Annotated in this window: 8 protein-coding genes and 1 pseudogene; 5 read left to right on the top strand and 4 right to left on the bottom strand. The window is 56.4% G+C overall.

All coding sequences use genetic code 11. The annotated features are described in order from the left end of the window. Positions 1–20 precede the first annotated feature (20 nt). Positions 21–1,259: an ABC transporter substrate-binding protein gene (locus AC1DM5_RS33390; RefSeq protein WP_477976695.1), complete on the bottom strand. Its 1,239-nt coding sequence runs from the start codon at positions 1,257–1,259 to the stop codon at positions 21–23. A gap of 507 nt (positions 1,260–1,766) precedes the next feature. Between AC1DM5_RS33390 and AC1DM5_RS33385 the strand changes: the two genes are divergently transcribed. The 4 genes from AC1DM5_RS33385 to AC1DM5_RS33370 all read left to right on the top strand — a co-directional run bounded on the left by AC1DM5_RS33385 (position 1,767) and on the right by AC1DM5_RS33370 (position 7,104). Beyond that, on the top strand, positions 1,767–4,625 hold the full coding sequence (locus AC1DM5_RS33385) for an ATP-binding protein (RefSeq protein ID WP_477976693.1): 2,859 nt from the start codon (positions 1,767–1,769) through the stop codon (positions 4,623–4,625). Positions 4,626–4,784: 159 nt separating this feature from the next. Then, entirely contained in the window at positions 4,785–5,585 is an 801-nt protein-coding gene (locus tag AC1DM5_RS33380; protein ID WP_477976691.1) for an acetoacetate decarboxylase family protein, read from the top strand. A gap of 311 nt (positions 5,586–5,896) precedes the next feature. After that, positions 5,897–6,157 (top strand): triphosphoribosyl-dephospho-CoA synthase, encoded by a 261-nt coding sequence (locus AC1DM5_RS33375; RefSeq protein ID WP_477976715.1) that lies wholly within the window; start codon positions 5,897–5,899, stop codon positions 6,155–6,157. After that, entirely contained in the window at positions 6,157–7,104 is a 948-nt protein-coding gene (locus AC1DM5_RS33370; protein ID WP_477976689.1) for an AEC family transporter, read from the top strand. Before AC1DM5_RS33375 ends, AC1DM5_RS33370 begins: the two co-directional genes overlap by 1 nt. Positions 7,105–7,893: 789 nt before the next feature. Here AC1DM5_RS33370 and AC1DM5_RS33365 read toward each other — a convergent pair. Then, positions 7,894–8,250 carry a hypothetical protein gene (locus AC1DM5_RS33365; RefSeq protein WP_477823363.1) on the bottom strand — a complete coding sequence of 119 codons (357 nt, stop codon included), beginning with the start codon at positions 8,248–8,250 and terminating at the stop codon, positions 7,894–7,896. Between the two features lie 932 nt (positions 8,251–9,182). Further along, a complete protein-coding gene (locus AC1DM5_RS33360; protein ID WP_477976687.1) occupies positions 9,183–9,557 on the bottom strand; it encodes an alpha/beta fold hydrolase in 375 nt (124 codons plus the stop codon). Positions 9,558–9,922: 365 nt separating this feature from the next. Here AC1DM5_RS33360 and AC1DM5_RS33355 point away from each other — a divergent pair, with 365 nt between their 5' ends. Continuing rightward, complete coding sequence (locus AC1DM5_RS33355; protein WP_477823361.1) at positions 9,923–11,125, top strand: DUF3422 domain-containing protein; 1,203 nt, start codon at positions 9,923–9,925, stop codon at positions 11,123–11,125. Between the two features lie 54 nt (positions 11,126–11,179). Here the strand turns inward: AC1DM5_RS33355 and AC1DM5_RS33350 are convergent. After that, positions 11,180–11,395: pseudogene (locus AC1DM5_RS33350) on the bottom strand (3'-5' exonuclease); the annotation flags it as partial.

Genomic DNA, 11,395 nt, shown 5'->3' with positions numbered 1-11,395 from the left:
CTCCTCCGGTTCGTCAAACCTTACCTCACTTCGATTTGCCTGACCGTCACCTGCTCGCCGTTCCGATACTGGAATATATCATAAAGACCGTTCGTGGGATCTCCGTTCGGCGCAAAGCGAAATGCTCCCGACACGCCGATGTAATCAATCGGCCTTCCCGCCGCGGCATCCTTCACGGCCTCCGTCAATGTCTCAAGGGTGAATTGCCTCGCCCCTTCCTTCGTGACCTCGCGGACCTTTCGGCGAACTAGCTCTGGGTCGGTTGCGCCAGCCTCAATCGCCGAAAGAACACAGAGAATGCCCGCATCGAACACGTTCGCCGAGTAGGAGCCGGCCTCCGCCCCCCCCGCCTGCCGCCAAAGTTCGTTGAACAATCGGTATGCTGGGGTCCCATGCGGCGATCCGCCGGCGACGCCGTAAGCCCCGTTGATGGCCCGCGCCGGAATGCTTTTGGGCACTCTCGCGAAAGACAACGCGTCCGCCACAAACAGTTTGTTTGGGTCGAACTTACCGCTGCGGACGAGCGCTGCCCCGAGCCTCGCGAAAGTTTCGGGATAATCGATGACAACATAGGCGTCGGGATTTTCGTCGAAAAGTTGAGCTGCCTCGGAATCGAAGGCTTGCTGCGTGGGGTCGAACGCGATGCTTGAGACAATCGTTCCACCCCTTGCCTCCCAATCCGACCTGAACGTGCGAGACAGCGCGTCGCCGTACGGCTCGTTTCGAAAGAGGATCGCAACCCTCTTGCCGCCACCGACATAGGTCTCGATTGCCCGGACCAACGCCTTCGATTGTAGATCGTCCGGGGCGAGTGTGCGGAAAATCGTACCGCTGTCTTCTACAGCACGTAGGCGCGTGCTGGTTGCCTGGGGCCACAAAGTAATCTTGCGCTGTAATGTCACGCCGTTGAGGACCGCGATCGACTCGGGCGTAGTTGCCGGTCCCAAAATGCACGAGACGTCTTTGTCCACAAGTGTGCGCGCAGCAGAGACGGCGGCCTGAGGGTTTCCCTGAGAATCAGCGGCGACCAAATGGACCGAAAGATCAAGTCCGGCCTCCTTCGCAGCGATGTCGCTGACCGACACCGCAAGCTTGGCCGCTTTTTCAACGGAGGGCCCCATTGCCGACATCGGCCCTGATGCTTCAATCAGTGCACCGATGAACATGTCTTTCGCATTGGCGATGCCCGCATCAAGGGACACGAGAGCGACGCTCACCAGACAGCCTACGAAAATCTCGGCTTTGGGAAACAAACTCATCGGGAGATCCCATTTTGTGTCCGAAACGCGATTAAAATCCAACGCTTTCAAAATATCAATGCACGTCAAGCCCTGCGGAGCTACCTGGCATGTCCCATAGACAAACGACGGCATTCGGTTTCTAATCGCTTGCAATCAAGTTCGTGACCCCACAGGCCCGATGATGACGAGCAACTGGGATAAGCGATCAGGAAAGAGCGATGTTTGCCGGCGCCTCCCAGGCGGGTCAGAGCAATACAGGCCTTTAAGCGGGTTTTGAGCGGAGACGCTCCTCTCATTCATTCACTATGACCACGTCGCAGCATCGAGATCTGACCTCAAAGAAAGGCCGCGGCAAGCTTTCTTTTACAGCTGTATTGGCGACCTCACCCGGACGGGATGATCGCCGGCAAATAGGGCTAACGAAATTGTAGCAGCTGCAAAACGAATTTTGTATTCTTCTAATCGGTTGCGCTATAGCGGACGGTGACTCCGACATGCTGGGTAGAGACCTCTAGGGTGGTTGCCATGTGGAATGAGAGCAATCCAGACACCAGCAAGAGTCTCTATTTCGGTCCGTTTCAATTAATCGCCTCCGAACGTTTGCTGGCTAAGAACGGCAAACAGGTTGCAATTGGCGGCCGTGCGCTTGATATCCTCATAGCTCTGACTCAGCGACCCGGCGAGATCCTGACAGGTGATGAGCTAACAAAGCTCGTCTGGAGGGGTCTCACGGTCGAAGACTCGAACCTCAGGGTTCACATAGCCTCACTGAGAAAGGCCTTGGCAGACGGTCAGGACGACACACGTTACATATTGAACGTCGCGGGGCGCGGGTATACCTTCGCAGCACCAATCCGTCGAGAGCTGGTCACGTCTGAGCGATCACCGACTGGTGAGACGAGCGCGCCACGTTCTCAGAGCCTTCCCCATGCATTGCCATCCCTTTTTGGTCGAACAGAGACCGTGAATGTCCTGTCGCTGCTGGTTTTGTCACGCCGCTTTGTCACCGTGGTAGGTCCAGGAGGCATCGGAAAAACCACCGTCGCTGTGGCGGTCGCTCATTCGCTTCGCCAGGAATTCGAAGAGAGCGCGATCTACTTCGTTGATCTCACTCTCATCCAGGATGCCCGGCAGGTTCCAAATGCAGTCGCCTCAGCTCTCGGCTGCTTTGTTCAAGGCCCCGAGGTAGAGCCGTTCATCCTGGCTTTTGTATCCGAGAAGAAGATCCTCGTTGTATTGGATAATTGTGAGCATGTCATTTCCGCCGCGGCAGCCCTTGCCGAACGTCTTTTCCATGCTGCGCCATCGCTCCATATATTGGCCACCAGTCGTGAGGCCTTGCGCGTAGATGGCGAGAACGTACACTTGCTTCTGCCTCTTGATACTCCGCGCGGCGAGGTGACAACTGCATCCCAAGCCCTTGGTTCTCCTGCTGTCAAACTTTTCATGGAGAAAGCTGCGTCTTCTGGCCATAGATTGAGCCTTACCGATGCGGAGGCACCGACGGTCGCGAATATCTGCCGCCGCCTCGACGGCATCGCTCTGGCGATCGAGCTTGTGGCAAGCCGCGTCGGTACTTTCGGCATCCAAGGTACATTCGATCTCATGGGGAACGACGCTGAACTCCAGCTCCAGGGGCGCCGCAATGCTATGCCTCGTCATCAAACCCTTCAGGGAATGCTCGACTGGAGCTTCAATCTCCTGTCCAACATTGAGCAAGAGGTGCTGAGCAGGCTTTCGATTTTTGTCGGACAATTTACCTTTGAGGCTGCTATCGAAGTCGCCGGGTCGTCGGAAGACATAACTCGGACGACCAATGCCATTGCAAGCTTGGTAGACAAGTCTCTTGTTTGGATATCGCCCGCTTACGGGATCGTCACGTATCGGCTTCTCGACACGACACGCGTTTATGCCGCCGCCAAACTTGCGGCCAGCGGCGAAACGGACGCGGTGGCGACGCGACACGCACAATATTTCGCCGACTTCTTGAAGATGCGTGAAACCGATGATCTCGTTTCACATGGACACAATGTCGAGGTCTACGCGCCGCATATCGGAAATATCCGCCAAGCGTTGGGCTGGTGTTTTTCCAGTTCTGGAAGTGTCCGTCTCGGCGTTGAGCTCACGTCTCATGCCGCTCCCCTGTTCCTTGCATCTTTCCCTCTGCTCGCCGAATGCAGTGACTGGTGCAGCAAAGCGATGGCGACACTTCCGCCGAGCGATCGGGGCCAAGGAAGAGAACTCTACCTGCAGAAAGCACTCGCGCTTTCATCGATGTACCTGTGGGATGACAGCGAAAAAGTCAAAGCAGCCCTCGAACGTGGTCTGGAGCTCTCTGAAAAACTTGGCGAGGATCGACTTCAGCATTACCTGCTTCTCGGCTTGAATGTTTTCTTTACCCGTCGTGGCGAATTTTCGAGTGCCCTAGGCGTTGCACAGCGTGCTGCAGCCCTGTCCGAAAAATTTGGGGGAGTGGCAGAAAAAGCAATGAGTGAATGGGGCCTGGCGGCGTCCTACCACGTTGCGGGAAATCAGTCCGCTTCTGTCATGCACAGTGAGCGAGGATTTAGACTTGCTGTCAATACCGCCCCGTCAGAGTTTGTATACTTTGGGTACGACTATCACGTTCGAGCGCTCGGCACACATGCTCGCTCGCTCTGGATCAGCGGCGCACAGACGAAGGGTATCGCAAAAGCACGTGAGGCGATCTCACGCGCCGTTGATTCAACGCATCCGGTTCTGTTTTGCGCGGTTCTCCTGGATTCCATTCCGGTTCTGCATTGGGGCGGCCAATCTGAAGAGGCGTTTTTGTTTTGCGAACAGGTTATTGCTCACGCCATCAGATACTCACTCCTTGCTCAAAACGCTGTCGGCCTTGCGCTGCGTGGTGAGCTCATGATCGCGCGCGGTGAGGTCGAACCGGGCGTCAAAATGCTACGCGACGCGCTGAAGACGATGGGCGATAACCGATATCACGTGCAAACACTGGCGACACGGCGCGCGCTCGCCGAGGGCCTCAGACAGTTAGGTGATTACGAGGAAGCGTTGTTCATGATCAACGACGCCCTAGACCAGGTCGAACAGGCAAGCGCGACACTTTGGCTGCCGTCCCTACTGCACGCAAAAGGCGAAGTGTTAATGTCAACTTCGACACATCCCGCTGAAGCAGAAGCTTGCCTAACCCGTTCCATCGAAATTGCTCGCCAGCAGAATGCTTTGAGCTGGGAGCTAGAAGCAGCGACCTCACTAGCTCGTATCTGGGCCCAAAAAGGAAAATCCGCGGAGGCAAGATCTCTTATTCAAGCTGTGCATTCTCGGTTCAACGGCGACATTGAGGCTTGGGAAGTCAGCTCGGCACGCCAACTGCTCGACGAACTCGGGTAGCGCGCGTGCGCTTCGATTTGGGATCGCTTCGCCGTGCCGCTTCGTACCTTCACAACGATTCACAAATCTAAACTCGTATCTCCCGGTATAGGTGTGTTCCATGCGAGAGAACGGGAGACCTCGGGCTTCCGAACTGGCTATTTGATGGAGACGCGACGAATGCTCTCGGGATATACGGTTCCGCTTACGCCGGAGGGTAAGTCCTCTCTAGCCCCGCCGCCACCCTGGCACTATTCTGGCGATTGCATCGCCGTTGAATACTGGGCGAATCCCGACGCAGTCGCGGCCTTGCTTCCTATGGGTCTAACGCCGGACGAACAATCTGAGGGTCGCACGTTCTTCTGGTTTGTCGACTGGCAGTTCACAGGTTCGAACGACGAGCACACGGACCCGGCCCGCTATCAGTACCGCGAGGCGCTCATTCTGGTGGAAGCACGTCTGGAAGGCCGTCCAGTCAATTTTTGCCCTTTCATTTTTGTTGATAACGACGCGGCGATCGCACGCGGCTGGATACAGGGTTACCCGAAGAAACTTGGCAGCATCTTTCAAACAAGGAGCTTTTCTGCGCCGGGCGCAGCCGCCTGCCCCCTTGAACCGGGAAGCCGCTTTGGCGCGAGTGTTTCATCTCATGGCGAGCGAATGGCAACAGCCCGCATCGAGCTTCGCGAAAAGGTGACGGATCCGGCAAAGGTGTTCAACCGCGCGACCACGATACGGAGATATTTCCCATCGCTGAGCGCCAGCCAACAGGACAAGCCCGCGGTCGATGAATTGACGCTGTCGCTGATGGACAATCTTACTTTTTCGGATTTCTGGACAGGCTCCGCAGAACTCTCGATACCCCATGTCCAGGGCGAGGAGATGGATGCCCTAGCACCGCGAGAGGTAGGGCGAGGATTTCGCTTCGGCATGTCGTACTCGGTCTCCGACCTTCCCATACTCAAGAACTATCTGGCCTAGAAGGCTCGCCTCACTTGCCCGTTGTGTCTGTGCGACTATGTCGTCGCACAACACTCGGCGAATTCCTGCACACAAGCGGAAAAACCGCGCCACGGCTTTCGTGTCGCGTTGCAACCGAAGTATTGTGTGGGGCGGCGGGCTTGATGTTCCACGGACGTCGCTTTGTTTTTTCACTGATAAGCTCTACCCATGGATGCCTAGTGCGAACGCCGGTTCCCAGGGCCACCAGAAGGCGATGTCCGACCCCTCTTGTCCTTCGCATGCATTGGTCGTGCCCGTCCTACACCTAGATGTGATTCTCGAAGGGGACCATCGAAGCTAGTTTTTATCCGCTCATTGTGGTTCTCGACGACACCAATCTGYTTCATCGGGGCAGCCCGGACGGCCTTCTGTACGCGAAACAGTTGGCGCAGGGCTTTGTGGACGACGGCGGGATCCGTGCTCCGCAGTGGAAACGTCGCGCCGCATTGATCCATCGACAGTTTCGCGATCGCTGGCTCAGCCCCGGCGGTTCGGCGGATCTCCTTGCAATGACGTTGTTTGTCGACATGCATGAAAGGCGGGAAATCTGATGGCACATACGATATTGCTCGCACTGCTTCCTATTTTCTTTGTCATGGTGCTTGGCTACGTTGCTGGGCACTTTAGTATCGTCGACAATCATCATGTTGAGGGGCTGAACGTCCTCGTCATGACCTTTGCCCTGCCCGCGTCGCTGTTTGCGGCGACAGCCTCCGCCCCTCGTACCGAAATGCTCGCGCAAGCCCCCCTCTTCCTCATCAGCAGCGGCGTCATGCTCGTCGTGTTTGTCGCCTGGTATCTACTTCAAGTACGCTACATGAAGGTCGGCAAAGCAGACGCCTCGCTGCAAGCACTCACGATCGCGTTTCCGAATCTGGCAGGTGTGGGCCTTCCTATTCTTGCTGACGTGCTTGGTCCCGGCGGGACGGTGCCGCTCGCGATCGTACTCGCAAGTGGCTCGATCATCATTAGCCCGCTGTCATTGCTTCTCGTCGAAATGCATGTCGACAAGCCCGGCGCGAATGACGGGCGGCGGCCCAAGATCTCGCACAGTCTGCGGCATGCTTTGACGAAGCCTGTCGTCGTCGCCCCTATGCTTGGAATACTGTTTTCACTCTGTGGGTTGAAAACGGGTGATGTCGTCGATGCCAGTCTGCTTCTAATTGGTCACACAGCCCCGGGCGTAGCGCTTTTCCTCACAGGTGTGGTCCTTTCTTCGCAGGCTTTCCAACTCGACAGAAAAGTCTTCAGCGCAACCATCATGTCGAACCTGGTGCGCCCCTTCCTAACGACTGGCGTGGTGCTGCTGTTGTCAATCCCGTGGGACGCAGCAAAGGTCGCGATCTTGCTGGCGGCTGTTCCTTCCGGGTTCTTCGGGATCCTGTTTGCTGTCAACTATCGCCTTGACTCGGGTGCGACGGGATCGATCGTGATCGCAAGTACGGTCTCGAGCATCGTCACATTGGCCATCGCTATGGCCATACTCTTTCCGGGGTGAAAGCCCGCCATGCCTGTCGCCATCCTGTGTTCCGGACAAGGACAGCACCCTACGATGTTTTCTCTCACGGAAAGTGCTCCAGAGGCAGATGAGCTGTTTGCGTATTGCGCGAATTTGTTTGGCGGCATGACCCTCGCGAACTCTTCAAGCGAGAATCGATTGAGACGCTTCCCGGCAATCGAACGGGCCAGATATTTTGCACGCTACCGAGCCGAAGTGCCGACGAATTCAGCTCCATTGCGGGCGTCGTAAATTGGATCGGCTCACATAGGTCGCCCTAACGCCATGCTCGCCACGAACAGATAATATGGCCCGGGCGAAACGAGACTGTAGATTCACATTCAGCAAGTTGTGATGTTTCCAAGGGCTAGCAACCACTCAAGCGGACATCCAAGACACCGGATTTTCGTAGGCCTCCGAGTTCGGACGATCTGCTGGGCGACTACCTGTGATATCGTGAAATCCTCGAATTCAATGTTCCCGAGATTCGAGACGGGTGCAGTTTACCTCCGCCGCAAGCCCGCTTGAAGCGTGACAATCCTTCAGGCTTTTCAGATCGGTCGCGGAATACGACCTGCAGAAGCGATACTCCCTTTCAACTCGAAGCGTGGGGATTCGATGAAACTTCTCGCCACGACGGCTGCTGCGGCCCCGACGTATCTAAACGGAAGGGCGGCAACAACAGTCACAATCGTGATCGGAGCATGCATGAATTCTTCCATTCACTTGCATATGTGTCCGCAAGCGAATGAAAGAGGCCTGGAATTGTGATGTTCCAGGCCTTGAGGGTTAGCGAACCCAGAATGTCATGCTGCCGTCGGCTGCCTGCTCGGCATTGACGACGTCGTCGATCTTGACGCCGCGCTCGCCGAGACGCTTGACCAGATCCTTGTTTTCTTTGATGGATGCCTGGATATGCTGAACGGCAGCGTCCGTGCGCGGTTGAGCGGCGTCAGAACCTTCCGGCTGATCCTTGTAGTTCGCGTAATCATTGATATCCCGGACGTCAAAGTTGCTGCTGAACGTCTGCAACGTTTTTTCAATTTTGGCGCCATCGTTCATATCCAGGCTGTCTGCGCGGCTCACGCCTGCGAAAGCAAGCGAAGAAACGACAGCAACCCCTGCAAATTGCCAAAAGCGGCTCATTGTATATCCTTCCGATGAGTGTCACGAGCCGCAACTTAGGCCTGCGGCCGATCTTGTTTCTCGTTCATCGCCGGACTTTCGGCGACCCGAGAAGCTTATTGGCGGGAGGGCTTGCGAGAAATCATACGCAGGTCCGTCGAAGATTAGACTTAGGGTTGACCCGAAGCTTTAGGCGCGAACGCAAGTTCAGTTGGCCCACACCTAAGTGTAGTTCCGACATCCGGTACAACGATCTAAATTGGCCTAGTCCCTCGGATCCTCCCAACGAGGAGACGCTGGATCCGATTTCGCTCTGGCAACTCGGCTGCCCCCGCCGAGACCGACGAAATCGGACCGTCGGCAGGTCGCCTGCCCAGCCGGCGACCTGCCCGTCGAGATGGCTATTCCAATCGAGGGGCCATCCTTTGGTTCCTTGCACCGCCAATCGGATTTGGCGTTGCGGGCAAAAAGCTCACGCTCACCCCGGAGGAAGCCACGTGATGCTTCTCCAAGAAGACCGATATTCGATGACCATTACGCCCAACACAGACAAACGTTTGATCAAAACGAGACCCCATTGGTTGGAGGCCGGCTTGGCTTGCTTTTTGGTAATTGCATGCGGCGCATTGGTGTGGGCTTCGTTATGGCTCGACGAGAAGACGGGTAATGCAGACGCTCAACCAACTATGGCCTTTTCTCCTTCGGTACAGATCGCAAAGCCTTTCGCAGACGACTCGACTTGCTTGAAAGGGTGCGCCCGTCGAGTTCCGTGACCTTTCGACCTCATCGAGCCAAACGGGCTGCCCAAAAACGAGTGTTCGCCGACCGTTGCGACAGGCGTAGGAAACCTTTGGAACCTGTCGTGGTCCGCGCGTTTGCCAAAGCTGCTGTAGTTCAAATGGCGCAACTATCGACCGAGGCGGTGGGATACCATGCCGCCTCGGTCAAAGCCGTCAGCGAAGGAAGTAGAGAGCCTGCTTCTCGAATACGGCGTGGTATTGGAAAACACCGCCGTGGCCGGCATCCGGGAAAATGCTGAGCTGCGCATTGGGGAGCCGGCGCGCCAGCTCGAACGAATTGATTGTCGGCGCCATCACGTCAGCATCGCCATTGGCAACGAGAACAGGGTGATGAATTTCACTCAGCTTGGACGGATCTCCTTGTCCCCAGGCATGAATGGCGGCCAGCTGTGCGCCGATGGTCGCATTGCTGACGGCAGCATCGCGATCGCCCTTTCGTTGGTTCAGCCGGCTCACGAGCGGGTCGTCTTCCTCCCAACCATAGATCTCCGGGCGAAGGTCGTTCAGCTCGTCCTTGAAGGTCGTCATCCTTGCTGCCAACGTTGGCATTGACCATCGTGTGGAGAGGCGAGACTGTCACATCACTAACTGGCCCAACTGTCGAATCACGAATAGCCCCGACATCGAAAAGTCGCATTAACCCAACGCCATGGAACCATCTTCATCATCTAAACCGCGCGGCGCACCTGATGTAGATTAGCGGTCTCAACGTGACGACTTGGGCAATCCAGGAAAATTCCGCTCGGCCGCTACAAAGTAAAATCGATTAGCAATAGCCGGAACGGTTGACCTCTGGAGGTCTGGCTGCTTTGGAAAGCTGCACTTCGAGAAAACAGAGAATTTCGTTGAGGCGTATTCTTAGCGGTTTCGGCCCCTTGCTACGGTGAGATTGTATGACGTCGGATTTCAACGCAGAACTCCATGCCCGGCCCTCCATCTACTTTACCGGCCCCGCCTTCGTTGAACACATCGCGCTTATGCCGTCCGCCCTCCCCGCCTTGCACGGCAGCCGCTATCTACCCGACGAAGACAACAATGACGATCCGCGAACACAGGTAGAGCACCACACCGAATTTGTGACCATCACGCGTGTCACCCAATTCAACACAGACGTTGACACTTGGCCGGCATCCAGCCTTTCAGTCGATGACATTGCCGCGCTGGTGGGGTTGGGTGCGCCGCGTCTCATATCCCGTGTCGGTATCCTGGTACTTGGCCCCACACCAGCGGAGCTCGGACCAACCCTTTCAAAGCTCGGATTTCGCGATACCGCTGCGTCGTCAATCGGCGGGGGAGCGGCGCAAGTCTGTTCGGATTTTCGTGTCCAGGACAACCAGACCAGTCGCATCCTTCTCTTCAACAAGGATCTGAATGCCTACCGCCTCGGCAGAATGGTTCGGCGGATCTATGAGATCGAAACCTATCGGTCCATGGCCCTGCTCGGTCTTCCCGAGGCCCGCCGCTTGGCGCCGCTGCTCGGAGATTACGATAAGAAGCTCGTTCAATTGACGAACCGAAACCAGACGACGCCGAGTACTGAGCACAAGAAACTGCTTGACGAAATCTCCGACCTGTCCGCCCGGATCATTTCAGCGGCTGCCGAAACACGCAATCGTTTCGGCGCAACGTCCGCCTACGCAAAAATCGTCGAGGAACGAATTGGTGAGCTACGCGAATCCCATGTTCCGGGCTTTCAGCGGTTCGGCGTTTTTGTCGCGCGGCGCTTCCGACCTGCTGTTCGAACCTGCGAAGCGACCGCGTTGCGCTTGGATCAGCTCTCCCACGCAACGATGCACCTGATCGACCTTCTGCAGACACGCATACAAGTCGAGATCGAATATCAGAATGCCATCCAGATCCAGGCGATGGCAGACCGGGCCGCCACACAGGTCAAGATCCAGAGAGCGGTGGAAGGATTTTCCATCATTGCCATCAGCTACTATCTTCTGAGCCTGCTCAAAGTCGCCTTCGAGACAGCCGATCACGCTGGCCTTCACATCAGCCCGTTGGCGATGCTTGTGTCGATCCCACTCGTTATCGCAGCCGTTGCAATCTCCATACTGCGCGTGAAACACGCGCTTTCAGCGCATGACTGAACACTCAATTCCACGCGAAATGCTTTCCAGAGCGATCACCAGGATAACGGAAAGCCTCTCAAGAAGCTCGAGCAAGGCAAAACAATCGTCGAGCGCCCTGTGCGCTTCGTGGAAATATCCGGACTGGCCTATCAGATAGCCGAGCTTGGTCCCTTCCATGCCACGCGCCGCCCAGTCGATCTCGGAGGCCGAACAGGCCCATGCCTGAGGCCGAACAGGCCCATGCCTTCCCCGAAAAAAGTGACGAGAACGCTTCGCAGAACGGACGAT

The organism is Rhizobium sp. 01T437 (assembly GCF_056398505.1).
Note: the sequence above shows the minus strand (reverse complement) of the source record. Positions and strands in the feature narration are given on the sequence as shown.

Coding starts and splice junctions, on each gene's coding strand:
- AC1DM5_RS33365 (WP_477823363.1), bottom strand. CDS start 8,250: ATGAGCCGCTTTTGGCAATTTGCAGGGGTTGCTGTCGTTTCTTCGCTT.
- AC1DM5_RS33360 (WP_477976687.1), bottom strand. CDS start 9,557: ATGACGACCTTCAAGGACGAGCTGAACGACCTTCGCCCGGAGATCTAT.
- AC1DM5_RS33370 (WP_477976689.1), top strand. CDS start 6,157: ATGGCACATACGATATTGCTCGCACTGCTTCCTATTTTCTTTGTCATG.
- AC1DM5_RS33380 (WP_477976691.1), top strand. CDS start 4,785: ATGCTCTCGGGATATACGGTTCCGCTTACGCCGGAGGGTAAGTCCTCT.
- AC1DM5_RS33385 (WP_477976693.1), top strand. CDS start 1,767: ATGTGGAATGAGAGCAATCCAGACACCAGCAAGAGTCTCTATTTCGGT.
- AC1DM5_RS33390 (WP_477976695.1), bottom strand. CDS start 1,259: ATGAGTTTGTTTCCCAAAGCCGAGATTTTCGTAGGCTGTCTGGTGAGC.
- AC1DM5_RS33355 (WP_477823361.1), top strand. CDS start 9,923: ATGACGTCGGATTTCAACGCAGAACTCCATGCCCGGCCCTCCATCTAC.